Below are 25,908 nucleotides of genomic sequence, written 5' to 3'. Positions count from 1 at the left end.
AATAGTTTGCAAACTATATAAATAGTTTATACCTTTATTTAACCCAACTATAAAAATAGTTTACTATGAACTTAAAAGAATTAACCAAAGCCGAAGAGCAAGTAATGCAAATACTTTGGCAACTTAAAGAGGCTATTGTGAAGGATATTATTGAACAAATGCCCGATCCAAAACCGGCTTATAATACGGTATCAACCGTAGTGAGGGTATTGGAGGGCAAGGGTTTCATTGATCATAAGGCATATGGTAACTCACATGTATATTATCCCCTCATCACAGAAGACCAATACAAAAAGTTCACATTTGATAAGATGATGAAGAATTATTTCAGCAACTCTTACCAAAGCCTGGTTTCATTTATTGTTGACGAAAAAAAGCTGGGCGTGAAAGAATTAGATGAATTAACCTCCTTAATTGATCAGCTTAAAACCAAAAAATCATGAACTGGCTACATTATCTGCTCGAAGCAAACATCTATCTTGCCGTTTTTTATGCCGGGTATTGCCTGTTTCTAAATAGGGAGACCCATTATACACTAAACAGAGTTTATCTTTTACTGAGTTGCTTTATATCTTTTCTGTTGCCACTGGTACAAGTAGGAATATTAAAACCAACCGTGCCTGACACCATAAGCGTAGAATATATTACATCCACTGCAACCCAAGATATTGGTATACAGGATATACTTTTTTATGCTTATCTGTTAGGGAGCATGATACTGTTTGGCCTATTGTTATTTAAGTTGTTTAAACTGATAAAAATCACTCAAACCGCCAACAAAATAGCCGACAAAGGATACAAAATTGTACTGCTTGAAAACTCCAATACTGCATTTTCCTTCTTCAGTTACCTATTTATCGGGTCAAAAACAGAGGGGATCAATACCATTATCCGACATGAAATGGTACACATTCGCCAAAAACATACATTAGATGTGCTATTTCTAGAGTTTATCAAGATCATTAATTGGTTTAATCCCTTTGTTTACTTGCTGCAAAACAGCCTTAAAACGGTGCATGAATACCTAGCCGATGAGCAAACCGCCGCTTTTGAAAACGACATCCTCACCTATTCTTCGTTTTTGGTAAACAATGCGTACGGGCTTGGCGGCTCATCAATTGCACCTTCATTTTTCAATTATAATTTATTAAAAAAGAGGATAATTATGTTAAATCGAAAACGCTCGGGGAATTTAGCCAGGCTAAAATACCTTGTAGCTGTACCTATTTGTGCCGCGGCTCTTTGTGCCTCCACGCTGGGTTTCAGCAAAACTTATGCACTGGTTGATCTTGTACCACAACACCCAGACACCATTATTAAGGCAAAACTATTGAAGGTTCCGCCACCACCTCCACCTGCCCCGCATGCAAAAAAACCTCACGTAACCGATGTGAAATTAATGCCGCCAAAGGTAACAAAACGTCCTCCTCCGCCACCACCTGTGCCATCTAAAGTAAAAACTGTAAAATTTCCGCCGCCTATTGTTAAGCCGGCTGGAAAAGTACGCCCCAAGGTAAAGGTTGTGAGATTCCCTCCACCAATAATTAAGCCAGATGTAAAAACATCTAAAAAAATACCCCCGCCGCCGCCAGAGCCACCTACAGATGCAAAAGCAGCACCTAAAGCAATCGAATCTACACCGCCACCAGTATCAGAAAAACCATCAACGCCCACTGTACCAGCTCAAAAACCCGCGTCAACTTTTTCTATTGGCGTCAGTGAAAAATCGACACCCTCTAAACCTACCCCGGTTCAGTAAAGCAACATACCGCGTATCAAGAGGCTGTACTATATTTAACTTACGGAGTTTTAAAAACTTCGTAAGTTTTTGCATATCTGAGCATTTTTTATCTGAACCCGAATTCTCAGAATTTAAGAATTAACAGAATCTGCACATCTACCCTTTTACGTAAATCACCTGTTTGGTCTCAAAAAAATCCTCTGAGAAATAGTCTTTAAGGTGATATTGCTGCACTTTCAGGCCAGACTCTTTTATTTCCTGCTCCAGATCGCCGCCTTTGAGATATAAGATCCCATTGGGTAAAGTATTTTCTGAATCCTTATTGAATTTACCACGCACCCATGGATAAAAATCTTTGAGTTGAGTAACCGCCCGCGATACCACAAAATCAAACTTTTCATCCAGTTGCTCGGCACGCAGGTGCGATGCTTTTACATTGGTTAAGCCTAATGCTTTAGCTACTTCCTGTACCACTTTTATCTTTTTACCGATAGAATCAACCAAATGAAACTGGGTTTCGGGAAATAAAATAGCTAATGGAATACCCGGAAAACCTCCGCCTGTACCCACATCCAGCACACTTTCACCCGGTAAAAAGGACATGACTTTAGCTATTCCGAGTGAGTGTAGTACGTGACGTTCGTACAAAAGATCGATATCTTTACGTGATATCACATTGATCTGGCTATTCCATAGGTTATACAACTCAGGCAGTTGTTCAATTTGAGAACGCTGTTTTGCAGTCAGATCCGGAAAATATTTAAATACGATATCAGATGTCATCCCTGTTAAAACGATTAATGATATTACCCAGTAAATACCTGGCTCTAAACAATTGTGCCTTAACTGTACCCAATGGCAAATCAAGCTGCTGGGCTATTTCTTCGTATGATAACTCATCAAAATAGCGCAGTGTGATCAGGTTTCTATAACGATGAGGCAAGCTTTCGATCAATAATTTAAGCTCTTGCGTTTGTTGTTTTTTGATCGATGTTTCTTCGGGATTCAAAACATCAGCCTTTATTTGCAACGGTTTTTCGTCCCCATCATCATCGGTCATCCCGTGAATAGACTGGGTATTCAGCTTCTTTTTACGGATAAAATCGATACAATTATTGGTAGCTACCCTAAATAACCAGGTACTAAAAGCATAATCTGGCTGGTATTTGTCCAATTTTTCGAAAGCTTTAGCAAAGGTTTCAACAGTAAGATCCATCGCATCCTCCTTGTTGTTAACCATTTTTAAAACCATAAAATAAATAGAATCTTTATACCTGTGCATCAGATCGGCGTAGGCCTTTTGATCGCCTTCGCGCGCCCTTACTACCAGGTGAAAGTCATTCTTCGCATTATCGGTAAAATTGGCGTTTATTTCCATTGGGTTGTTTTTAAAAATGTCCCGATAAGCCCAAAAACATTTAAATACATATAATATATAATATCAAAGAATGGCAAATACCATATCAGATCTTTACCGTCGAGTTTTTTAAATATCTTACTGTATATAACAAGCTGCAATATCAGCCTGAAAGCAAACAAACCTAGTGCCAGCCAGGGTTCATATTTAAAAACGAAAGCTATTATGAGCAAAATATAAAACAGAAAACCACTCATAGCGTCAAAGCTGAGTATTCGCCTGTGTTTATTTTTATACAATTTACCAACCCCCATGTGCCGTTTTTTTTGCCTGTACCAGGAGGATAAAGTTGTTTTTGCACTGGTATAAGTAAACGTTTCGGGGTGTATCTCAATAATGGTATTATCAGCCGTGGCATGCTGGTTTACGAATAGATCGTCGTCGCCAGATATCACATGCATGTGCGAAGCAAAGCCTTTTTGACTAAAAAATAAAGTTTTGGTGTATCCCAAATTACGACCAATACCCATATACGGATCACCGTTAAGTGCACTGGACAAATAATTTGTGGCTGTTTTTATAGTCTCAAAACGTACAAACGGATTTAAGAAGTTACGGGTCTTATAATAAGGCGAATAACCCAAAATAATTTGAGCTTTAGTACTAAAATTAACTGCCATGCGCGTTATCCAGTTAACCGAAGCAGGTCTGCAATCGGCATCTGTAAATAGCATATATTCATTTTTCGCGGCCTTTATTCCCAGGGTAAGGGCAAATTTTTTCCCGGTTTTAAACCGATCATGTTCGGTTATGGTAACCACTTTTAAGTGTGGGTATTCCCGTTGCATATCATCCAGAACATCGCTTGATGAATCATAGGAACAATCATTAATCACCACCACCTCAAAATCAGGATAATTTTGCTGCAGTATAAAAGGTAGGTTTTCCTGTAGATTTTTGGTTTCATTGCGCGCGCTTATAATTACCGAAACAGGTATCAATACCTCTGGTAATTGCTCCGCTGGTTTATACCGTGCAAGGCGGCTATGGTTACTTATCAGGTAATACAGCTGAACGATAAAACACAGCTGAAAAAGAATGAAGAGCGCGTTATGTATATAAGTTTCCAATCAGTTATAATATCAGGCAAATTTGTTAAAAATCGCCGGAATAAAAGTGGTCATCATGGGTTTATTTCGTGATTATTACACACACTGACCTATTTTTTTCCACACTTCCAAAATCAATCAACCATAAAGAAGAAAAAAGGTCTGTCTCCTTTATATTATTGGCAAAAGTGAATACCAAAAGATACAGGGATTTAAGCTACGGACATATTGTTTTACACTGTTGAATATTTCATTGTCAACCATTTAAGCAAACCGGCTTTATTTGCTAATTTTGCAACCTCAAAATGAAATTTAATTTAACAGCACAAGACCCGCTTTCAAAAGCCCGCGCAGGTGAAATTACCACCGATCACGGCACTATACAAACGCCTATATTTATGCCCGTTGGCACTGCCGGCACTGTGAAAGCAGTACATCAGCACGAGCTTAAAAATGATATAGAAGCGCAAATTATTTTAGGAAATACCTATCATTTATACCTCAGACCAGGCCTTAATACGCTTGAACAAGCCGGAGGATTGCATAAATTTAACGGCTGGGATGGCCCTATTTTAACGGATAGCGGCGGTTATCAGGTGTATTCCCTGACCGAAGTGCGCAAAATTAAAGAGGAAGGTGTTACTTTCCGTTCGCATATTGATGGCTCAAAACATCTGTTCACGCCAGAAAATGTAATGGATATCCAACGCATTATAGGTGCCGATATCATCATGGCGTTTGACGAATGTACCCCATATCCATGCGATTATCATTACGCCAGGCGCTCTATCGACATGACCCATCGCTGGCTAAAACGTTGTTGTGATCGTTTTGACAGCACCGAAGCTAAGTATGGTTACAGCCAAACGCTTTTCCCTATAGTACAAGGTTCTGTTTATAAAGATCTGCGTGTAAAATCGGCAGAAGTTATCGCTTCTTTCGAGCGTGAAGGCAATGCTATAGGTGGCCTTTCCGTTGGGGAACCTGCCGAAGAAATGTACGCCATGACCGAAATTGTCTGCAATATATTACCGGAGCAAAAACCACGTTACTTAATGGGTGTGGGTACACCTATTAATATATTGGAAAATATAGCTTTAGGAATTGATATGTTTGATTGCGTTATGCCAACCCGTAACGCCCGAAACGGTATGCTTTTCACTAAAAATGGCATCATCAATATCAAAAATGAAAAGTGGAAAAATGATTTTTCTGTTATTGAAGATGATAGTGATTTATTTGCTGATAAGAATTACACAAAAGCATATTTACGTCATTTGATACATTCGGGTGAGATGCTTGGAGCCCAAATTGCTACCTTACATAACCTCCATTTCTATCTTTGGCTGGTTAAGGAGGCACGTAAAAAGATCATATCCGGGGAATTTTATAACTGGAAAAACATCATGGTTAAGCAACTTGGCCAACGATTATAACTGAAGTACAATTCAAATATGAAGGATAATAAACATACCTTTTATGGTATCAACCTGAATGATCATAAACAACTAAACTAAAGGATGAAGGCTTTTATTCACCGGTATCTGAAGGTTATTGACAGGTTTATTATGGGCAAATACCTGGGCACTTTTGTGTTTACCATGGGCATTTTTGCCGCGGTATCGGTAGTGTTTGATGTATCTGAGAAGTTAGATAATTTCACCAATAAACACGCGTCACTTCATGATATCGTATTTCAGTATTATGCCGGATTTGTCCCCTTTTACCTGAATATGTTGTCGCCCTTGATTAATTTTTTGGCGGTAATTTTTTTTACGGCCAAGATGGCCAATCAAACAGAAATTGTACCTATTCTGAGTAGCAAGGCTAGCTTTAACCGCTTTTTAAGACCCTATTTTATTGCCTCAACTATCATATTTATCGTATCATTTTTTGCTAATGTATACCTCATTCCGTTCACTAATCACTTAAAAAACGACTTTGAGAATGCCAATGGTATAACCGATAATGACCCAACCAAAATTGAGGTACATATGCAGATAGATAAACACACCTTTGTGTACCTCCAAAACTATGACCCCACCGTACATACTGGTTACCAGTTTATTATGGAAAAGTTCAATGACGATACCCTCCGCGAAAAATTGATTGCTCAACAGGTCACTTATGACTCGGTTAAAAGGGTTTGGTCATTAAAAAACTACACTGTTAAATATATAAACGGTTTAAAAGAGCAATATATTAACAGCACCATACCCAAAGATACCACACTCGATATGCACCCAAGCGATTTTGTGGTGTATGATAATGTATATGCCGCTATGTCCTTAAAAGATCTAAACAAGAATATAGACAAGGAAAAACTGCGCCGTCCGGAGGTTTTAAACAACCTTTATTACGAGAAATACCATCGTTTTATATATCCTTTATCTGCCTATGTTTTAACTATTGTGGGTGTAGCCTTATCATCCAGAAAAGTACGTGGAGGCGTAGGCTTACCTCTTGGAATCGGTATTTTACTATGCTTTACTTACATTATCGTGGAGAAATTTTCCATTGTATTTTCTATAAAAGGTGGCGTGCCGCCTATTTTCACCGTCCTTATTCCTAACACTACATTTGGTCTGCTTGGCTATTATTTACTCTTAAAAGCACCAAAATAGTGGTTACAAAAAGTGTCAAAGAAAGCCTTAACAAGAACCTGATCATACTCCATTTCACGGTTTTTATCTGGGGATTTACCGGCATTTTGGGTAATCTTATTACCATTTCCGCAGTGCAATTGGTATGGTACAGGGTACTTATTGCCGTTATATCTCTGTTTTTATACTTCAATTTTAACAGAACAAGTATAAAAGTTGACAGAAAAACGTTCCTAAAAATGGCGTTTACAGGTGCCTTAGTAGGCGGTCATTGGGTGCTTTTCTTTGCTTCTATCAAGCTATCTACGGTTCCTGTAACGCTGGTTTGCCTCTCCAGTATCACTTTATTTACGGCGATATTTGAACCCCTATTGAATAAAACGAAGATCTCAAAACTGGAGATCATGGCTGGATTGTTGATCATAACCGGCATTATTTTAATATTTAAATTCGAATCACATTACACTAAGGGCATCATTACCGGACTTGTGAGCGCCGTTTGTGCTAGTCTTTTTTCGATCATCAATTCAAAACTCATAAAGGAAAACGAGGCCCCTATCATTGCTTTCTATGAGCTAGCAGGGGCATTTTTTTGGATATCGATATACCTTTTATTGACCAATGGCTTTAACAGATCGCTCATTTTAAAACCCAGCGACATTGGTTATCTTTTACTGCTTGGCACCATTTGCACATCACTTGCCTATGTTGCCGGAGTATCTGTAATGCGCGAACTTTCGGCTTTCAAGGTGGCCCTCATCACCAACCTCGAACCTGTCTATGGCATCCTGATGTCTTTCATTTTCTTTGGTGATATGAATAAAATGACGATAGGTTTCTGGGTGGGAGCGGTCATTATTTTGTCTACGATATTCCTATATCCGGTAGCTCAAAAGCAAATTGCTAAACGAAAGTCACGAGCTTAATTCTTCTTTTCATCAGGTCTCAACTACGATATTTTCTTTTTAAATATCTGGCTACTCTTCCTGAACTACCTTCTTCATGGAAATAAAACTCACCCCCATTAGTCTCTATTTTTAGTGCAAGCATATCCCAGTAGGGGATAGAAAGCCCTTGATTTTAGAAGCCATTTTTAAGCCCTGTGAGGCATTATTATTTTTCGACAAGCCTGGCACCATTTAAATATCTCCGCTCCCAACAGGGGCAAAAATCATTTTTTAGTTAGTGTAACAAATAACAAAAATAAAATTTATACAAAAATCATAACTAAGCCAAATTTTTGCTCACTTTTTCATTCTTAAATTTTTCAATTTAAAATTTTTACAATTTTATAATAATATAATAATCAAACGTTTATTAATTTTATTGAAAGTGAAAATTAAACAAAAAAGACTTAACTAAACTATTAAAAAACTAAAAAAATTAGCAATCAAATTTATATTCATAAATAAACAGTTTATATAGTTTATATTCAGTTAAATAACAAACATTATATAACTAAAAACTACAGATTAAGAAATTGAATCAAAAGTTTACAGATAGTGTCACGAACCTAAAAATACAGAATAAAATAAAATCAGCATGATACCCTCACATGTATACAAAAAATCAAATTCTATGAAATTTTCCGGATTCTCATCGGAGGAACGGGAGTCTATTTTCGGGCTGGAGAGCATGGCCAAACAAGAGGCATAAACAATCAAAAAGCGAAAGTCTAGGATCGTCGAATCAAGACTTGATCCAGTGATCATGAACTTCTCAAAATCGCAGTTTCATTTCAATCAGTTTCTCCCCGAGGTTAAAATTTAGAACCATCAAAAATTGATTCCTTTTTTTCACCTTGGCCGAAAATTAATTTTTCAGGCGCCCATTTTTTAAACACCTGCCTCCCTCCATGTTTTTCAGTTTTCACAAAGCGCCTGGTGAAAATATTTTTAATAAAGATTTAAAAACCGGATATTGTATAAACTGTTAAATCAAATCATCATGAGCATTAAAACAATCACCATAATAGTTATCACCATTTTGCTCACAGCAGCATTGGCGCAAAACACAGACAGGGTTCCCTTCGCTTTTTTATTCTCCAATTTTTATGTTTCAAAATTGATGATGATGGCAGTGGTAGCCGTGGTGGCTTTTATTTTAGGCTTGCTGGTTGGTCGGCCAAAAAAAGCAAAATTCGATATCGGAGGCTATCATGATAACATCCAAAAGAAAGAAGACCCCAATACACTAAGCGACGAAGACAGAGATTACATCAGCTAACAACTACCTAAAATTTATGGAAAAGAAAATTGGATTTATTGGCCTTGGCACCATAGGCATACACATGGCCCAAAATCTCATCAAGTCGGGTTATCATTTACAGGTTTATAACCGCACCCTTTCCAAAGCCGATGAGCTCGATCCTGCATACGTTACCAAATGCCAAACGCCGGCCAACGCTGCCGAGGGCGTTCACATCGTGATCACCATACTTTCGGATGATGATGTTCTGAAGGAAATAACTTTGGGCAATCAGGGCATAATGGAAAAATTACCAGAGCACGCGCTGCATATTTCCATGAGCACCGTTTCTCCCGAAACATCAGAGCACCTTACACTACTCCACGAAGAGGCCGGTAGCCATTATCTGGCAGCTCCGTTATTTGGCCGGGCTGAGGCAGCCGAAGCCCGTAAACTCTGGATATGCGTATCCGGCGATCAGCATGCCAAGGATACGGCCAAACCAGTATTGGATTGCCTTGGCCAGGGCGTGATAGATTTTGGTGAATCGGCGGGCGGGGCAAACGTGGTCAAAATTGCCGGCAATTTTATGATCATGGCTTCGATGGAAATGATGGCGGAAGCATATACCCTTGCAGAGAAGAACGGATTGGACCGGGCGCAGGTAGCCAGCTTTTTCGGATCGACCCTGTTTAACGTTCCTATTTTTCAAAACTATGGCCGGGCCATCGCCAACAAACAATATGAGCCGGTAGGTTTCAAATCAAAATTGGGCTATAAGGACGCGCGTCTTGCATTTAAACTATCACAGACAAGCCAGACACCCATGCCGCTTGTAAATGCCTTACACAGCCGCTTATTAAGCGCCGTGGCAAAAGGCTGGGGCGAGGCTGATTGGATAGAGGCTATAGGACGGGGCGTGAGCGAAGATGCCGGTGTTTAATTAATTCGGATTTCGGATGTTCGATTTCGGATGTTCGATTTCGGATTTGAAAATTTAATATCTTTAATTCCGAAATCGAACATCCAAAATCCGAAATTCAATTACACATCGTAAAACACTTCGTTCTCTGCTTCCAGATGTTGCAGATCGGGTGTTTGTTCAAATATGCCAAATACCGAAGCTCCGCTCCCGCTCATACTAGCGTAGATGGCGCCGGCTTCGTACAAGGCCGCTTTAACGCCCCGTATTTCTACATGATTTTTAAATATCGATGCTTCGAAATCATTTTTGATATTCTTTTTCCATTCGGTAATAGGCTCGGTGATCAGGTCAAATAACGATTCTTTTACGGGGGATGGCTTAATCCCTCTGAAAGCCTCAGCAGTTGATATATGAACATCGGGCATGACCAGGGCAATTTTATAGTTAGACAGATCTAATTTGATCGATTCAAATTCATCACCCTTCTCAAAAGCGAATACCGGTTTGTTTTCAATGAAGAAAGCACAGTCGGCGCCAAGCTTGCGTGCATAGCCAGTCATTTCCTCCACAGACAGTCCAAGTTCAAACTGTTGATTCATCAGCCTGATAAAATAAGCAGCATCAGCCGATCCACCACCAAGTCCGGCCCCTATCGGGATATTTTTATGAAGATGAATACTCACCGGCGGCAGGTCATGATCATTTTTTAATAAATGATAACCCTTAATGCACAGGTTATCCTCTACCCTGCCGGGGATATCCAAACCGGAAGATTCAAAACTTAGTTTATCACTCACCACAACTTCGAGGGCATCTTTGATGTTGATGGGATAAAAAATGGTTTCCAGATTATGGTAACCGTCGGGCCGGCGTTCGGTAATGTTCAGACCAATGTTTATTTTTGCGTTTGGAAAAAGGATCATAGAAAAAAGACTAACACCGCGTGTATTTTTGCACATCGGCTAGGATGTCAAAATTAGATTATTTTTCTTTGCCTTTTAAATTTGTTCATTAGTTCAACGGTTCATGAGTTCACTAGTTTCTTCCAAACTTAATCAACCCAATCCAACCACTTACCTAATCAACAATCAACTTAATTAATAAAAAAATGAAACAGTATCTCGATTTGATGAGGCATGTGATGGAAACCGGCGCGCAGAAGCATGACAGGACAGGAACCGGTACAGTAAGTGTGTTTGGCTACCAGATGCGTTTCAACCTCCAGGATGGCTTCCCGATGGTGACCACTAAAAAATTACACCTCAAATCCATCATCCATGAGCTCATCTGGTTTTTGAGCGGCGATACCAATATCAGCTATCTGAAAGAAAACGGCGTTCGCATCTGGGATGAATGGGCCGATGCCGAAGGCAACCTCGGTCCGGTGTACGGGTACCAATGGCGCTCGTGGCCAAAACCCGACGGAGGGCACATTGACCAGATAACCCAGGTGGTAAATCAAATTAAAAACAATCCTGATTCGCGCCGCATGATTGTATCGGCATGGAATGTGGCCGACGTGAACCAGATGGCCCTGCCACCCTGCCATAGCCTGTTTCAGTTTTATGTGGAGCCCCCTAACCCCCTGAAGGGGGAATTAAGAGGAAAGCTGTCTTGTCAGCTTTATCAGCGCAGCGCCGATATATTTTTGGGCGTGCCCTTCAATATCGCATCCTACGCTTTATTAACTATGATGATGGCCCAGGTTTGTGATCTGGACTATGGGGATTTCATTCACACTTTTGGTGATGCCCACCTGTATAATAACCATATAGATCAGGCCCGCCTGCAGTTAAGCCGTGAACCACGCCCATTGCCAACCATGAAGATCAACCCTGAAGTTAAAGACATCTTCGCTTTCAAGTTTGAAGATTTCACTTTGGAGAATTATGATCCATGGCCGCACATTAAGGCTGAGGTAGCGGTGTAATTTAGGTCATTGGGTCATTAAGTCATTTTTTGATTTGCATAATTACTAGTCATTTTTAATTTTGATTCTGTATGAGTAATCGCATCGAGGACTTGGAGATTTATAATTTATCTGATGAGTTTTCTCATAAAGTATGGACTTTAGTTGTGGGATGGGATTATTTTGCGAAAGACACCATAGGAAAACAATTGGTACGATCATCAGATTCGATAGGTGCAAACATTGCAGAAGGTTTTGGCCGATATCATTATAAAGAAAACAAAAACTTCTGTTACTTTAGCAGAGGCTCAATTATTGAAACTAAAACCTGGCTGATAAAAGCTCATACCCGGAATTTGATTAACGATGAAGAATACCAACTTTTGATTCAACAATTAGAAACAATTCACCTAAAGCTTAACATTTACATAAAACACATCGGAAACGTCAAAAAGTAAAATCAAAAACATCAACCAACGATGTTCAATGACCTAATGACGATAATGACCAAATGACGATAATGACTACATCCATCATAGTTGCCACAGCTAAAAACCATGCTATCGGCAAAGACAATAAATTACTTTGGTACTTACCCAACGATCTGAAACATTTCAAAGATGTTACCACCGGGCATACCGTGATCATGGGCCGTAAAACCTATGAGTCAGTTGGCAAACCATTACCCAAACGCCGCAACATAGTAGTAACCCAGCAGTCCATCACTATTGAAGGCTGTGAAGTTGCAGGCTCTATAGAAGATGCCCTCGAACTTTGCGCCGGCGAGGATGAGGTATTTATTGTTGGTGGCGCCCAAATTTACCGGCAAGCCATTCCGCTTACCGATCGTATCTATTTAACCGTGATCGATCAGGATTTTGATGGGGATACCTTTTTCCCGGAGCTGGATCCACAGGAATGGAAAGAGACGGAACGGGAAAACTTTGAACCCGACGAAAAAAACAAGTACAGGTACTCCTTCATCACGCTGGAACGCCGCTAACATTTTCTGTCATCAAATTGTTTTAATTTAAAATTTCATGCTTGCGAAATTTTATTAGATTTGCCGTCTTATTAAAAAAAGCTTATAAACTAATTAATTACAATATTATAATTCGATGCAAGGTAAAGGGGTTATTAAATTTTTCGCCATTCTGCTGGCTGTAGTATGCTTATACCAGCTATCTTTCACGTGGGTGGCACGCAAAGTTCAAAGTGATGCCAAAGTATATTCAAAGGGTGACCCAGCGAAAGAAACAGCGTATCTGGATTCGATGTCTACACAACCGGTATATCCGTTGTTCAAGCACAATTACCAATACGTTCTCCAAAGAGAATTGGCATTAGGCCTCGACCTTAAAGGTGGTATGAACGTTACCATGCAAATTTCGCTTGACGAATTGGTGAGGAAAATTGCCAACAACAATCCCGATGTGGTGTTTAACCAGGCTTTGGCTAATGCCGATAAATTACAAGCTGACGCTAAAACCAATCAAAAGGATTTCATTACACTTTTTGTGAGTGAGTATGAGAAGCTGAATCCAAACGGTAAACTGGCTGCTATCTTTTCAACAAAAGACAACCAGGATCACTTAAAGTTTAATGCCTCCAACAGCGAGGTTGCTGCTTATTTGAAAGATCAGGCCAATACCGCGGTAAAACAATCATACACGGTTTTAAATACCCGTATCAACCAGTTTGGTGTTACTCAACCTAACATTCAGTTAGAGCAAAGCTCAAACCGTATTTTGGTTGAGTTGCCAGGTGTAAAAGAACCAGAGCGTGTTCGTAAATTGTTACAGGGTTCTGCTAAACTGGAGTTCTATGAAACTTATGATAACACCGAGGCTTATCAATACCTGATCAATATTGACAACTTGCTGGCTGCAAAAAATAAAACTGCTAAAGCTGATTCGTCAAAAGCAAAAGCTGTTGCGACAACAGTTGCTGCTAAAACTGATACTGCCGCCAAAGCAGGTTCGTTATTAAGCAAGGTTCAAAAAAATGCCGCTAAAGATACATCTGCAGCAGCACTGGCCAGCAAAACACAATTTACGGCATTGCACCCACTGTTTTCAGTATTGTCTCCAAACATTGGTCAGGATGCAAGCGGCCAGCAGCAATTGGGCCAGGGCCCCGTTGTAGGTTACTCACCACAGAGAGACACTGCCAAGGTTAACACTTACCTGCATAGTGCCGATGTACAAGCGGTAATACCACGCAACCTGAAATTTCTTTGGGAAGTAAAACCATTGAAAAATAACAAAGACAAAGCATTCGCATTATATGCTATCAAATTAACAGGTGCCGACAATGGCCCGGTATTATCTGGCGATGTGATCAACGACGCACGCGCCGATAATGATCCTAAAGGAAATCCGGAAGTTGTGATGATCATGAACTCAGAAGGTGCCCAGAAATGGCGTACCGTTACTGCCGAAGCATCATCAGGCACCAACAAAAAATCGGTAGCCATTGTATTGGATGATAATGTTTACTCTGCACCAACCGTACAGAACGAAATATCAGGTGGTGTATCTTCTATCTCCGGAAACTTCAGTATTGAAGATACCAAGGATTTGGCCAACGTATTAAAAGCTGGTCGTTTACCTGCTCCTGCTCACATTATATCAGAATCAGTAGTAGGTCCGTCACTAGGTCAGGAAGCTATTAATGCCGGTGTTACCTCAAGCATATTAGGCTTGGTTGTGGTATTGATATTCATGATCGCTTATTACAACCGTGCGGGTACTGTAGCGGTAGTAGCGGTTATCATCAACATATTTTTCCTGATGGGCGTATTAACCAGCTTAGGCGCGGTATTAACCTTACCGGGTATTGCAGGTATAGTGCTCACACTGGGTATTGCGGTTGATGCTAACGTACTGGTTTATGAACGTGTTCGTGAAGAACTGGGCTTAGGCAAATCATTAAGAATAGCTGTAGCCGATGGTTTCAAACACGCCTTACCATCTATCCTCGATTCACAGATCAGTACATTCTTAACCGGTTTGATCCTGTTCATCTTTGGTTCGGGCCCGATACAAGGTTTTGCTACCACTTTGATGATCGGTATCATTACCTCATTGTTCTGTTCACTGCTAATCTCAAGGGTTATATTTGAGTGGATGCTTGATAAAGGTTGGGATATTAAATTCTCTCACCCATGGAGCTCACACACTTTCAAAAACGCCAACTTCAAGTTTGTAAAGAACCGTTTCAAATTCTACATACTTTCAGGCGCATTTATCACTTTGGGTTTAATTTCCATCTTTACCCGCGGATTTAACTACGGTGTGGATTTTGAGGGTGGTCGTAACTATATCATTGCCTTCCCTAATAAAGCTGTTACTACCGAAGCCATCCATGATGCGGTTGATGCTACATTGGGCCGCAGTACAGAGGTAAAAACATTTGGTGCTGATAAAATGAGCATCACTACCAACCTGATGATCAGGGATAATAATGTTGCTGCAGATTCTAAAGTAAAGAGCACACTGATCCAGGCATTGGGTACTAAAGATATTACCCGTATTGCAGATAAGGATATAGTAGGTTTTTCAAAAGTGAGTGCCACGGTTGCCGATGAATTAAAAACATCAGCTATCTATACCGTATTGTTCGCCATATTTGTGATCTCAGCGTACATCCTGATCCGTTTCCGCAAATGGCAGTTCAGCTTAGGTGCGATGGTAGCTACCGCGCATGATGCCTTATTGGTTTTATCATTCTTCTCTATATTCAAGGATATACTTCCATTCTCTCTGGATATTGACCAGGCGTTTATCGCTGCGATATTAACGGTTATCGGTTACTCGATCAATGATACTGTGGTAGTATTTGACAGGATCCGCGAGTTCCTGGAACTGCACCATGCTAAAACTGATAACCCTGAAGAAGTAATTAACCAGGCTATCAACAGCACCCTGAGCCGTACCATCATTACCGCTTTAACCGTGGTATTCGTATTGATCGTATTGTTCATATTTGGTGGCGATGTGATCAAAGGATTCTCATTCGCATTGTTAATCGGTGTGATCTTCGGAACATACTCATCTATCTGCGTGGCAACACCGGTTATTGTTGACTTTGGTAAAAAAGACCTGAGATAAAACTCCATAAATTTATTTACAAGGCCCCAAAGAACTTTTGGGGCCTTTTTTGTTATATTAACGAGCCCCTCCCAACCCTCCCCGGAAGGGAGGGCTTTGAAAATAAAAGTCTCCCCTTCTGGGGGAGATTTAGAGGGGGCTAAAACAATCTGCATTATGAACTTAACAGACAGCTCGAAATTCCCACTGGTAGTTATTGTAGGCGGCGGCTTTGGCGGTCTCCAGGTAGCCAAGCACTTGAAAGATAAGCCCGTGGAGGTTTTAATGCTCGATAAGCATAATTACCACACCTTTCAGCCGCTTTTATACCAGGTAGCCACGGGTAGCCTCGAGTCGGAATCCATCGCTTTTTCGCTGCGTAAGAATTTTGCCAGCCAAAAAAACTTCAGGTTCAGGATTGCCGAAGTAACCAAAGTAAATGCCGAAAAAAACACCATTGATACCACCATTGGTGAAATAGCTTTTGATTACCTGGTGATAGCTACAGGTTCAACCACCAATTTTTTTGGGAATAAGGATATCGAAAAGTTTTCGATGCCGATGAAATCCATCCCGGAGGCGCTTAACCTGCGATATTCTATCCTGCAAAATATTGAGGAAGCTCTATTAAAACCTACTCAGGAAGAACGCGCCCCATATCTTACCTTTGTACTGGTAGGCGCCGGGCCAACTGGTGTAGAATTATCGGGAGCACTGGCTGAATTACGTAACCATATCCTGGCCAAAGACTATCCCGAACTCAAAAAAGAGGATATGAAGGTGTACCTGGTTGATTTTCTGCCCAAAGTATTGGGGCCTTTTTCTGATGAAGCATCTGCAGCAACTAAGGATTTTTTGACTAAAATGGGTGTTGAAGTCCTCTTAGGCGTAAAAGTAGATAGTTATGACGGTGAAGAAATCAAATTTGAAGGTGGCAAAACCATCCGCACCAAAACTGTGATCTGGAGTGCCGGCGTTATGGGTGTTATACCCGAAGGCATCGACCCTAATTTTATTGAACGGGGCAACAGGATCAGGACGGATAGTATTTGTCGTGTGGTTGGAACCACCAACATATTTGCCATTGGCGATGTGGCAGCCATGATAACCGACGAAACTCCAAAAGGACACCCCGGTGTGGCACAGGTAGCCATACAAATGGGCCAGCATGTGGCCAAATCTATAGCTCAGTTGATCAACCACGAACCGACTGTGCCTTTTAAATATTTCGACAAGGGGTCGTTAGCTACTGTTGGTCGCAATAAAGCCGTTGCCGATCTGGGCAAAATAAAATTCCAGGGATTTTTCGCCTGGCTGGTATGGCTGTTTGTCCACCTGATATCGCTTTTAGGCGGTCGTAATAAGGTGATCGTGTTTATTAACTGGGTATCAAGCTATATCACGTACAATGGCGGTACAAGGCTTATTATCCGCAAGTTTGAACGCGAAGGACTTACCGAAGATGAGCATTTACCTAAAACGGTTGATTGAATGGAGAGTCTTAAGTCGAAAGTCATAAAGTCTTTAGACTGGGTTTAAAAATTCAAAACATCAGACTTAAAAACTAACTTTGGACTATAGACCTCAGACTTAGTACTTGAAATGAGCATAAAAATAACCGAATGTCCCCGCGATGCCATGCAGGGCCTGCATGATTTTATACCAACCGACATCAAAGCGGCTTACATCAACCTGCTGTTACAGGTAGGTTTTGATACTATCGATTTTGGCAGCTTTGTATCAGCCAAGGCTATACCACAGCTACAGGATACTACCGAAGTACTAAAAAAGCTGAATATGAGCAATACTCAGTCAAAACTGCTGGCCATTATTGCCAATTATCGGGGTGCCGAGGATGCGGTTAAACATGAGGAGATCACCTACCTCGGTTATCCTTTCTCCATATCCGAAACTTTTCAGCTTCGTAATACCAATACAACACTGCCACAGGCTTTTGATAATGTAAAAAAGATCAACGAGTTATGCCATACCAGTGGTAAACATTTGCTGGTTTACCTGTCTATGGGTTTCGGCAATCCATACGATGATGAGTGGAATACGGGCATCATAGAGCAATGGACAGAAAAATTGGTTAGGCTAGGTATCAAAAACATCGCCCTTGCTGATACCATTGGCATTGCCGAGGCAGCGCAGATCAGCAGTATTTATCCCGACTTATGCCATAAATTCCCAGAAACGGAGTTTGGTATTCACCTGCATTCCACTCCCGATACCTGGCAACCCAAAATAGAAGCTGCTTATAAAAGCGGGTGCAAACGTTTTGATGTGGCACTAAAAGGCTACGGTGGTTGCCCGATGGCCGCAGACGATCTCACAGGCAACATTGCTACTGAAAACCTAATTGGATACCTTCAATCACAAAACGAGCTCCTGGGGCTTGATTTAAGCAAATTTCAGGAAGCTATGCACTATTCAGGAAAAGTATTTTTGTAGATGTGCAAATAAGATCAGATGTGCAGATATGCAAATTTTAGATGTGCAGATTAAAAAAATCAAATTATCAATAAATTATTTCATTTGCACATTTGCATATCTACACATCGACTAAGCCACTGCCTTTGCCGCTTTGCTCATTTTTGCTTTTACGTTTTTATCAAAATTTTCCATTACCAGTACGGCTGCTCCAATCAGCTCGGCGTCAAAACCAAGCTCGGATACCAGTAATTCGGTACCACCGGCCAATCTTGGGATACAGTATTTGTGCAGGGCCTGCTGTATAGGCGCCATAAGTATCTTGGCTACCTTGGCCCCCCTGCCGCTTAGCACAATATTGGCAGGGTTCATAATATGGATGAGGATAGCCAGGGCCTTCCCTATCTTATAACCCGCGTCTGACAGTAGTTCAATAGCAAACTGGTCGCCATTATTAGCGGCTTCCAGTACAGCATCACCCATCAATTTAGAGTGGTCATTATCGTTACTGTTGTATTTTAAACTGGTAATACGCCCCTGCTGAATACCTGCAATGGCTTTTCGGGCCACTACAAGCATGGATGCTTCCGCTTCCAGACAACCACGTTTGCCGCATTCACAAAGCGCACCATCCTCTGACAAAGGTATGTGGCTCAATTCACCGGCAAAACCATTATATCCGCGGAATAGTTTACCATTCACAATCATTCCTAAACCAATACCCCAGCCCAGGTTAATCACCATAACCTCATTTTGCGATTTGGCTATCCCAAACTTTTGCTCAGCCAGGGCTATCAGACTCGAGTCGTTATCAATATAAGTGGTAATACCGGTTTTGGCGGTCAGATAAGCGGTTAAACTTTCGCCACCGGCATCAAGGTAAGTGTAATTGATACCTTCAGTAACATTTATAAAGCCTGGCATACCAATGCCTGTACCAGCTATTTTTTCTTTGGCAATACCCGAGTTTTTAATATAACTATTGATCTCGGCAGTCAGTTTACCAAGGGCATCGGGGTTGTTGAGCAGCCTGAGTTCAAAAGTAACCATCTCGGCAACAGCATTGTTCAACAGGTCGAAAAGCTGTATGCGCGCTGTAAGCTGATCAAGTGCTATAGCCAGTATGTACATAGTATTGGCCTTTACCGAATACATCAGTGGCCTGCGGCCTCCGCTTGAGGGGGCATAACCATCCTCAACAACAAAGCCTTCATCCATTAATTCATTTACAGCTTTGGCAATCGATGGTATACTTTTATCAAATAATTCGCTCAGCCCTGCGCATGACATCGCTTTATTAAAATAAAGCGTTTTAATGATCATATTTTTTAGCCTACTGCCCTTTACACCTTTGTTCTCCGGTTCCATTCAATAATTTATAATTGGGTTTATAACAGGCAATGCCTTAGTGTTTTGAATTGTATAAAAATAAAAATAAAGTATTTAACCACAACTGTTATTATTACACTTAGCGGATACCTGTATAATTGACAAAATTAATGAAACAATTGCCTACAGTATGTAAAAAAAGAAATTGCAGACACGCCTTCTGCACCTTTTCGAAAAACTTTTTAAACCTATAATTTTAACACTTTTTCTTCCAAAAACAGGGCAAAAACACTCGATAATTACCCGTTTTAACCAAATTTTAACGCCATTTTAACACTTTTTAACAAATTTTTAGCATGTTTTAAAAGGTTTAAAAAGTATTAATATATTGATTTTCAAATAACCACATACCAACCGATCGATTTTTGGGCTTGTTTTTACCTTAATAAAACAGCCCGGTACTCTGATAAAAAGAGAACCGGGCTGCTATATTGTAAATATACCGAAAATTATTGGCAGTTTAAAAGTTTAATAAAAAGGATGGCGTCACTTATACTAGTTACGTTTCTGAGCAAAAAGCCAGTCCCATAAACCAGGTGTCATACTAACCTGGTTCCAGATGTTATGTCCTTCATTCGGATACTCGGTATATCTTGGATTTCCGCCCGCTTTTTTGATGGCATTGATCATATCACGTGAACCGCTAACCGGAACATTTTTGTCATTAGCCCCATGAAATGCCCATACAGGTACATTCACAATCCTGGAGGCCAGTTTAGGGTCTTCACCTCCACTAACTGGTATTGCGGCGGCAAACATATCCGGCCGGGTACAGATAAAATGCCAGGCCCCATAACCGCCTCTTGATAACCCTGTAACATAGCGTCTTTTTACATCTATCCCAGGTTCTTTGTCGAGTGAACTAATAGCTTCATAAACCAACGAATCTACCGATGGATAATTAGGAATGCCTCCCCAACCCGACCCGGGCGGGCAATTTGGTATAAAAATAAATGCAGGGTAATTTGCTCTGTTAATATCGGTTGATAATGCCTCAGCTGCCACAGCGCCTTCCATCTGTCTGATCTTATCCGTAGCTGGTTGGCCACCGTAAGGGAGACTTACAACCAAAGGATACTTCTTCGCGGAATCGAAATTTAATGGCTTTAGTAAATGATAAAACAAGGTATCGCCTTTACTGTTCACATAGGTACGGGATTCAAATAATTGAGCCATTGTTTGGGTTTTTTCAAAATTTACCGCCCCCCAGTATGCTGACGAATTAGCCTCGGAAGTTAGCATCACTCCCGAAATTATTGCGATAATTAAAGCCAATGTTCGCGTTATACCCAATGTAACTTTTAAAGATTCCTTAGCAGGGCTCGTGTTTTCTGTATTTAACAGCTTGATCTCGCTTAAGAAATGTATGATAAACGGAATGTAAATTAAGCTGGCAGGTATTGATGTCCATTGGGCAATTTTTGCTAATGTGCTATTTAATTGAACATCTTTTGAAAATAAGGACCAGACAATAGTTGATACCAAAATCAAACCGACTACTAATATAAAAGCCCCTGCTATCCTTAACCAAAACCTTTTCCCGGTGCTGGAAAATAAAAGGCTTAGCGCGGAGACAATGCCGATACTTAAAGAAATAAGAACCATAGGCATATAATAGCTGAGTAATGCCCTTGATGTTAATAGCATTAAAACAAGAGCCGCAAAACAAAGGTTTGCAACAATAGAGGCTATCAACGTATAAAAAGCAGCCCAATACCCCCTGTAATGATAATACTTTAGCAAGAATATTCCTCCTGTTAAAGAAATTGTATTTATTACCAAAAACCAGGTAACAAATGAACTCAGCGTATAAAACTGAACACCAGTCCAGATTTGCATTACGCTCTGGAATAAGCCGCAAGCAACAGTTAATCCTAAAAAAAAGATTCCAAAATTATAAAGACTCTTGTTCATATGCTTATGGATAAGGAAGTAATTCAAACCACAAAAAAAGCTTTGATACTTATAAGTAAATATATACTTATTCTAATAATATTTTTTCTATTCCACTTCAAGTGTCCTGGCTTAAATAGATGGTTATTATACAAAAAGACTTCCGAAGTTTTAAAAACTTCGGAAGTCTCCAGTAATATTCCAGCTTTAAGCTTTCTGCCTTCGGCTTTAAGCCCTACTCCACCTCAAACTCTTTCTTCAGCTTAATATCAACCGACGAGCTGCCGATCATGACCATAAACTTGCCGGGTTCAACCGTCCAGTTCATATTCTTGTCCAGCAGGGCCAGGTCATCCGGGTGCAGGGTGAACTGCACAGTTTTCTTTTCGCCAGGAGCCAGGTTAACGCGTTCAAATCCTCGCAGATCATACTCATAAGTGGTCACGCTGCTAACTTCGTCTTTCAAATATAACTGCACCACATCATCGCCTTTACGGCTGCCGGTATTAGTTACATCCACACTTACCTGTACATCGCCCTGAGAGTTCTCTTTCTCTGGCGATACCTGTAGGTTGCTGTATTCAAATTTGGTATAGCTTAAACCGTAACCATAAGGATAAAGTGCGCCGTTCACGCTGGTTTTGCCCCAGCTGTTCTCGCCGCCCTGGCTGGCTTGCGAAGCGGGTTTAAACGGAAAGTTATACTCAATTTGCCCCGTAGTTTTTGGGAAAGTAATGGGAAGTCTGCCACCTGGGTTATTATCACCAAACAGGGTTTCGGCCACCACACGACCACTTTCGGGACCGGGGAACCAGGCCTCCAGTATGGCAGGCACAAATTTATTTTCCCAGTTAACAGTAAGCGGCTGTCCGTTAATCATCACCATCACCACCGGTTTACCGGTAGCCTGCAGCGCCTGGATCAGTTTTAATTGCCTGCCGGGTAAATTCAACCCGGTGCGGGAAAGGCTCTCACCTACCCTTTCAAAATCTTCACCGACTACAGCAATCACCACATCGGCCTGTTTGGCCTGTGTTACAGCTGAATCGATACCGGCCTGCTCCTGTGCGGTAAGCGGTGTTTCGATGATCTCACTTTCTGGCCAGGTGGCATCAACCACATTACAGCCTTTAGTGTAAGTAACGTTTACATCCTTACCTACATAGTTTTTAATCCCATCCAGCACATTGGTAACCGGGTTGTGCGATGGGCCGTAACGACTTGTAGCATAATTTTTTTCGGCAGCCAGCGGACCGGTCACCAGTATATTTTTCAATTTGCTTTTATCCAAAGGCAACAAATCGCCCTGGTTCTTCAACAACACCATCGATTCGCGGTTCATTTGCAATGACATGGCATCATCGGCCGGGGTATGTACTTTTTTATCAGCCGATTTTGGATCTTTTACATAGGGGTCATCAAACAATCCCAAACGGAATTTTACCCGCAGCACATCGCTCACCCTGGAATCAACTACTTTCATCGAAAGCTTATTTTCTTTGATCAGCTCGCGCAGAGGCATAATATAGGTTTGCGGCATGGTGAAGTTAGTACGCACGTTCAGTCCGGCTGCTACAGCTTGTCTTACAGCTTCTTTATAATCACCTGCTACATGATGTTTGGAGTACAGGTATTCTACGGCCTCGCTGTCAGATACCACATAGCCGTTGAAACCAAATTTCTGACGCAACAATTCAGTTAAAAAATAATAGCTGCCGGTGATGGGCACGCCATCCCAATCGTTATAACTGCTCATCACACCCATAGGATGTGCCTCCTGTATCACCCGGCGAAAGGGGTACAGATAGATCTGGTACATCTCGCGCGGGGCCACATGCGGATCGGTACGGGCGCTGCCATCACGACCGCCTTTAGGCACGCTGTATACCGCGAAATGTTTCAGGGTTGAGGCTACGCCCTCTTCCTGGATACCCAGCACCATTTGCTTGCCCAACTCGGCAATATGAAAAGGATCTTCGCCATAGCATTCCACTACACGACCCCAGCGCTGGTCGCGTGCAGGATCAAGAATGGGAGCATAAACATTGGTATAACCCAGGGCTTTGGCTTCGCGGCCTACGGTTTGTCCTGCACGGCGCACCAATTGCTTATCAAAAGTACTGCCGATGGATATAGGGGCCGGTAAAGACGTAGCCCGGTCATGATTAAGGCCGTGGATACCCTCGTTGGTAAAATCAACCGGGATACCCAGACGGGTTTCCTCTACAAACCATTTCTGGATCGTATTAATAGCCGAAGCGTGTTTGCTGTAAGGAAATGAGTATTGCGTATATGCCCTATCGGTTGTGGAAACCAGGTTGTTCAGTTCCTCGTCAATATTGGCAATACCGTCTTTCCAAACTTCGTTTTTCCATGACGCTGCGGGCATTTCCTCTTTTAAAACCCGTTTATAGCCGTAAAGGGTAGCCATCTGACAGGTTTTTTCTTCCACGGTCATCTGACTTAGCAAGTCGGCTACACGCTTGTCAACAGTTTGTGAGGGGTCCTCAAAAACGTCCATTTTGCCATTCTTGTTAAAATCAACCCAACCTTTGTGGTAAATATTTTTTTCTTGTGCCGATGCAGATAGCGCCAGTCCTACTATCAGCGCCGAAGCCATGCTTGCGCGTGGCAGGGAGTACTTTTTTCTCATGCAGATATAATTGCGGTTAGTACTCCAAATATATGTTTTAAGAACCTGGTTGACTTACACGCCTGTTATAGAAATTACGAAAACGATTGCGGAGGCAGTAGATATATTATATTGTACAATTATAAAACCATGTCATTGCGAGCGATAGCGTGGCAATCTCCTCATTGCTTCACACCATGCATGAATTAAACGCGACGAGATTGCCACATCGTTCCTCCTCCTATGTTTGTCAATAATTATACTTGTATGATTTATGAGTGAAAAAGAATGAGAGCACGTTACTCCTAAATAGCTATAGGCATATTGTTTGCGAGATATTGCCTCATTCTTTACACTTTCTTGAGTTTGAACAGAATGTAAGGAATACTGCATAGCGGTATATCCAGGATAGCCAGCAGGAGGAAAAACGAAGGAAGGTTTTCACTTACGAAGTGAACAGTCACAACTATTTTATGGTAAAAAGATTATTAAAACAAGTGGTCGGTATTGATGTAGCTCAAAAAGAGCTTGTCGTATCCTTAGGAAAGATGGACGAAGATGCCCTAAGCCTCATTTATGCGTTTAAGACTTTCTCCAATAACCAAAAGGGATTCACTGCTTTAGTACAATGGGTAGCAAAACAAACAGTAGAAGCCTTTCCGTTACGGTATGTTATGGAAGCTACAGGAGTCTATCATGAATCACTAGCTTATTTCTTAGTAGCCAAAGCCTATCGTGTAAGCATTGTTATGCCTAACAAGATCACCAACTTCTTCAAAACTCTGGAAACTAAAACAATAACGGATAAATCTATGGCAGAAGCCATTGCCTTATTTGGATTAGAAAAAAAGCTTGATGATTGGGTTCAGCCAAAGAAAGTATTCAGAAACCTAAGGCAACTAACCCGTGAGCGGGATCAGTTAACGGTTGAAAGGACTATGCTAAAGAATCAGCTGCATGCAGAGCAAACAGAGGCTGATCCAAGCGAGACCGCCATTGAGCGGATGAAATTCCGCACCAAGGTAATCAATACCCAGCTCAAAGAAATAATGGCAGAAACAAAAGCCATAATTGATGATGATGTAGAAATAAAGCGCACGGTAGAACTGATCACATCTATACCCGGAATAGGCCCGCTAACCGCTGCTGTAGTGATAGCTGAAACCAATGGCTTTGAATTAATAAGTAGTAAAAAACAGCTAACCAGTTATGCCGGCCTGGATGTTAAAGAGAAGGAATCGGGCACATCGGTCAAAGGTAAGTCCAAAATATCTAAAAGAGGAAACCGATATCTGAGAAAGGCGATGTATATGCCAGCTATGGCTGCCATAAGGCATTCAGAGAGGTATAAGGCTGTCTTTGTGAGAATAGTTTCCAGAAACGGCATTAAAATGAAGGCATGTGTAGCCGTGCAGCGAAAATTGCTGGAGATGGCTTATACCATTTATAAAACCAAAACCCCTTATCAAGCGGATTATTTGCAAATTAGGACAACAGAATGAACCGGCATTAAATAATTAGAGCAGCCGCTTTAAAAAAGGGCCGCCCTAAACAGGCTGACATAAAGCCGCCTAAGACTCAAAGATAAAATAAATCCCCTCAATTAATTGCATATCAACACAGAATCTCGCAATGACAT

At 41.1% G+C, this 25,908-nt stretch carries 21 protein-coding genes; 14 read left to right on the top strand and 7 right to left on the bottom strand.

The genetic code is table 11. The annotated features are described in order from the left end of the window. Positions 1-65: 65 nt before the first annotated feature. Together BW976_RS18085 and BW976_RS18080 are read left to right on the top strand one after the other, a co-directional pair. Complete coding sequence (locus BW976_RS18085; protein WP_076375021.1) at positions 66-443, top strand: BlaI/MecI/CopY family transcriptional regulator; 378 nt, start codon at positions 66-68, stop codon at positions 441-443. Next, complete coding sequence (locus tag BW976_RS18080; RefSeq protein WP_076375019.1) at positions 440-1,759, top strand: M56 family metallopeptidase; 1,320 nt, start codon at positions 440-442, stop codon at positions 1,757-1,759. The genes BW976_RS18085 and BW976_RS18080 overlap by 4 nt, the downstream gene beginning before the upstream one ends. 138 nt (positions 1,760-1,897) lie before the next feature. On the opposite strand, the gene rsmG is transcribed toward BW976_RS18080, so the two are convergent. Genes rsmG through BW976_RS18065 form a run of 3 tightly spaced genes read right to left on the bottom strand, consistent with a single transcriptional unit; the run spans position 1,898 to position 4,228 of the window. Beyond that, positions 1,898-2,524 carry a 16S rRNA (guanine(527)-N(7))-methyltransferase RsmG gene (gene rsmG, locus BW976_RS18075; RefSeq protein ID WP_076375017.1) on the bottom strand — a complete coding sequence of 209 codons (627 nt, stop codon included), beginning with the start codon at positions 2,522-2,524 and terminating at the stop codon, positions 1,898-1,900. Further along, positions 2,514-3,119, bottom strand: a complete 606-nt coding sequence (locus BW976_RS18070) for an RNA polymerase sigma factor (protein ID WP_076375015.1) — start codon at positions 3,117-3,119, stop codon at positions 2,514-2,516. Before BW976_RS18070 ends, rsmG begins: the two co-directional genes overlap by 11 nt. Next, positions 3,110-4,228 carry a glycosyltransferase gene (locus BW976_RS18065; RefSeq protein WP_076375013.1) on the bottom strand — a complete coding sequence of 373 codons (1,119 nt, stop codon included), beginning with the start codon at positions 4,226-4,228 and terminating at the stop codon, positions 3,110-3,112. The genes BW976_RS18070 and BW976_RS18065 overlap by 10 nt, the downstream gene beginning before the upstream one ends. A gap of 284 nt (positions 4,229-4,512) precedes the next feature. Here BW976_RS18065 and tgt point away from each other — a divergent pair, with 284 nt between their 5' ends. The 5 genes from tgt to BW976_RS18040 all read left to right on the top strand — a co-directional run bounded on the left by tgt (position 4,513) and on the right by BW976_RS18040 (position 9,940). After that, entirely contained in the window at positions 4,513-5,643 is a 1,131-nt protein-coding gene (gene tgt, locus BW976_RS18060; protein ID WP_076375011.1) for a tRNA guanosine(34) transglycosylase Tgt, read from the top strand. 84 nt (positions 5,644-5,727) lie between these two features. Beyond that, positions 5,728-6,831: an LptF/LptG family permease gene (locus tag BW976_RS18055; protein WP_175614131.1), complete on the top strand. Its 1,104-nt coding sequence runs from the start codon at positions 5,728-5,730 to the stop codon at positions 6,829-6,831. After that, positions 6,828-7,736: a DMT family transporter gene (locus BW976_RS18050; protein ID WP_076375009.1), complete on the top strand. Its 909-nt coding sequence runs from the start codon at positions 6,828-6,830 to the stop codon at positions 7,734-7,736. Before BW976_RS18055 ends, BW976_RS18050 begins: the two co-directional genes overlap by 4 nt. A 1,021-nt stretch (positions 7,737-8,757) precedes the next feature. Continuing rightward, the gene (locus tag BW976_RS18045) at positions 8,758-9,036 is read left to right on the top strand and encodes a hypothetical protein (protein WP_076375357.1); all 279 of its coding nucleotides are present in this window, start codon (positions 8,758-8,760) and stop codon (positions 9,034-9,036) included. Positions 9,037-9,052: 16 nt separating this feature from the next. Further along, entirely contained in the window at positions 9,053-9,940 is an 888-nt protein-coding gene (locus BW976_RS18040) for an NAD(P)-dependent oxidoreductase (protein WP_076375007.1), read from the top strand. Positions 9,941-10,041: 101 nt separating this feature from the next. Here the strand turns inward: BW976_RS18040 and ispE are convergent, their stop codons facing one another. Then, a complete protein-coding gene (ispE, locus tag BW976_RS18035; RefSeq protein ID WP_317042947.1) occupies positions 10,042-10,881 on the bottom strand; it encodes a 4-(cytidine 5'-diphospho)-2-C-methyl-D-erythritol kinase in 840 nt (279 codons plus the stop codon). Between the two features lie 149 nt (positions 10,882-11,030). On the opposite strand from ispE, the gene BW976_RS18030 reads away from it, so the two are divergent. The 6 genes from BW976_RS18030 (at position 11,031) to BW976_RS18005 (ending at position 18,376) form a co-directional block, all read left to right on the top strand. After that, positions 11,031-11,852 carry a thymidylate synthase gene (locus tag BW976_RS18030; protein ID WP_076375005.1) on the top strand — a complete coding sequence of 274 codons (822 nt, stop codon included), beginning with the start codon at positions 11,031-11,033 and terminating at the stop codon, positions 11,850-11,852. 71 nt (positions 11,853-11,923) lie between these two features. Further along, positions 11,924-12,289 carry a four helix bundle protein gene (locus tag BW976_RS18025; RefSeq protein ID WP_076375003.1) on the top strand — a complete coding sequence of 122 codons (366 nt, stop codon included), beginning with the start codon at positions 11,924-11,926 and terminating at the stop codon, positions 12,287-12,289. A gap of 62 nt (positions 12,290-12,351) precedes the next feature. Continuing rightward, the gene (locus BW976_RS18020; protein ID WP_076375001.1) at positions 12,352-12,834 is read left to right on the top strand and encodes a dihydrofolate reductase; all 483 of its coding nucleotides are present in this window, start codon (positions 12,352-12,354) and stop codon (positions 12,832-12,834) included. Positions 12,835-12,949: 115 nt separating this feature from the next. Continuing rightward, positions 12,950-15,943, top strand: a complete 2,994-nt coding sequence (secDF, locus tag BW976_RS18015; protein WP_076374998.1) for a protein translocase subunit SecDF — start codon at positions 12,950-12,952, stop codon at positions 15,941-15,943. 156 nt (positions 15,944-16,099) lie between these two features. Beyond that, a complete protein-coding gene (locus tag BW976_RS18010) occupies positions 16,100-17,413 on the top strand; it encodes an NAD(P)/FAD-dependent oxidoreductase (protein WP_076374996.1) in 1,314 nt (437 codons plus the stop codon). 111 nt (positions 17,414-17,524) lie between these two features. Next, positions 17,525-18,376, top strand: coding sequence for a beta/alpha barrel domain-containing protein (locus tag BW976_RS18005; RefSeq protein WP_076374994.1), 852 nt, complete (start codon positions 17,525-17,527; stop codon positions 18,374-18,376). A 111-nt stretch (positions 18,377-18,487) separates the two neighbouring features. Here BW976_RS18005 and BW976_RS18000 read toward each other — a convergent pair whose 3' ends face one another. From BW976_RS18000 to BW976_RS17990, 3 genes are all read right to left on the bottom strand, one after another. Beyond that, entirely contained in the window at positions 18,488-19,723 is a 1,236-nt protein-coding gene (locus tag BW976_RS18000) for an ROK family transcriptional regulator (RefSeq protein WP_076374992.1), read from the bottom strand. A 516-nt stretch (positions 19,724-20,239) separates the two neighbouring features. After that, complete coding sequence (locus tag BW976_RS29450) at positions 20,240-20,920, bottom strand: carboxylesterase family protein (protein WP_175614130.1); 681 nt, start codon at positions 20,918-20,920, stop codon at positions 20,240-20,242. Between the two features lie 952 nt (positions 20,921-21,872). Beyond that, positions 21,873-24,290: a glycoside hydrolase family 3 N-terminal domain-containing protein gene (locus tag BW976_RS17990; RefSeq protein ID WP_076374988.1), complete on the bottom strand. Its 2,418-nt coding sequence runs from the start codon at positions 24,288-24,290 to the stop codon at positions 21,873-21,875. Between the two features lie 452 nt (positions 24,291-24,742). Here BW976_RS17990 and BW976_RS17985 point away from each other — a divergent pair, with 452 nt between their 5' ends. Beyond that, complete coding sequence (locus BW976_RS17985; RefSeq protein ID WP_076373383.1) at positions 24,743-25,771, top strand: IS110 family RNA-guided transposase; 1,029 nt, start codon at positions 24,743-24,745, stop codon at positions 25,769-25,771. Positions 25,772-25,908 lie beyond the last annotated feature (137 nt).

The sequence above is a fragment of the Mucilaginibacter lappiensis genome (assembly GCF_900155965.1).
In the GTDB taxonomy this organism is placed as follows: Bacteria; Bacteroidota; Bacteroidia; order Sphingobacteriales; family Sphingobacteriaceae; genus Mucilaginibacter; species Mucilaginibacter lappiensis.
Note: the sequence above shows the minus strand (reverse complement) of the source record. Positions and strands in the feature narration are given on the sequence as shown.

Excerpts from the sequence above, each read along its gene's own strand:
- BW976_RS18085 (WP_076375021.1), top strand. The coding sequence starts at position 66 with ATGAACTTAAAAGAATTAACCAAAGCCGAAGAGCAAGTAATGCAAATA.
- BW976_RS18080 (WP_076375019.1), top strand. The coding sequence starts at position 440 with ATGAACTGGCTACATTATCTGCTCGAAGCAAACATCTATCTTGCCGTT.
- rsmG (WP_076375017.1), bottom strand. The coding sequence starts at position 2,524 with ATGACATCTGATATCGTATTTAAATATTTTCCGGATCTGACTGCAAAA.
- BW976_RS18070 (WP_076375015.1), bottom strand. The coding sequence starts at position 3,119 with ATGGAAATAAACGCCAATTTTACCGATAATGCGAAGAATGACTTTCAC.
- tgt (WP_076375011.1), top strand. The coding sequence starts at position 4,513 with ATGAAATTTAATTTAACAGCACAAGACCCGCTTTCAAAAGCCCGCGCA.
- BW976_RS18055 (WP_175614131.1), top strand. The coding sequence starts at position 5,728 with ATGAAGGCTTTTATTCACCGGTATCTGAAGGTTATTGACAGGTTTATT.
- BW976_RS18045 (WP_076375357.1), top strand. The coding sequence starts at position 8,758 with ATGAGCATTAAAACAATCACCATAATAGTTATCACCATTTTGCTCACA.
- BW976_RS18040 (WP_076375007.1), top strand. The coding sequence starts at position 9,053 with ATGGAAAAGAAAATTGGATTTATTGGCCTTGGCACCATAGGCATACAC.
- ispE (WP_317042947.1), bottom strand. The coding sequence starts at position 10,881 with ATGTGCAAAAATACACGCGGTGTTAGTCTTTTTTCTATGATCCTTTTT.
- BW976_RS18030 (WP_076375005.1), top strand. The coding sequence starts at position 11,031 with ATGAAACAGTATCTCGATTTGATGAGGCATGTGATGGAAACCGGCGCG.
- BW976_RS18025 (WP_076375003.1), top strand. The coding sequence starts at position 11,924 with ATGAGTAATCGCATCGAGGACTTGGAGATTTATAATTTATCTGATGAG.
- BW976_RS18020 (WP_076375001.1), top strand. The coding sequence starts at position 12,352 with ATGACTACATCCATCATAGTTGCCACAGCTAAAAACCATGCTATCGGC.
- secDF (WP_076374998.1), top strand. The coding sequence starts at position 12,950 with ATGCAAGGTAAAGGGGTTATTAAATTTTTCGCCATTCTGCTGGCTGTA.
- BW976_RS18010 (WP_076374996.1), top strand. The coding sequence starts at position 16,100 with ATGAACTTAACAGACAGCTCGAAATTCCCACTGGTAGTTATTGTAGGC.
- BW976_RS18005 (WP_076374994.1), top strand. The coding sequence starts at position 17,525 with ATGAGCATAAAAATAACCGAATGTCCCCGCGATGCCATGCAGGGCCTG.
- BW976_RS18000 (WP_076374992.1), bottom strand. The coding sequence starts at position 19,723 with ATGGAACCGGAGAACAAAGGTGTAAAGGGCAGTAGGCTAAAAAATATG.
- BW976_RS29450 (WP_175614130.1), bottom strand. The coding sequence starts at position 20,920 with ATGGCTCAATTATTTGAATCCCGTACCTATGTGAACAGTAAAGGCGAT.
- BW976_RS17990 (WP_076374988.1), bottom strand. The coding sequence starts at position 24,290 with ATGAGAAAAAAGTACTCCCTGCCACGCGCAAGCATGGCTTCGGCGCTG.
- BW976_RS17985 (WP_076373383.1), top strand. The coding sequence starts at position 24,743 with ATGGTAAAAAGATTATTAAAACAAGTGGTCGGTATTGATGTAGCTCAA.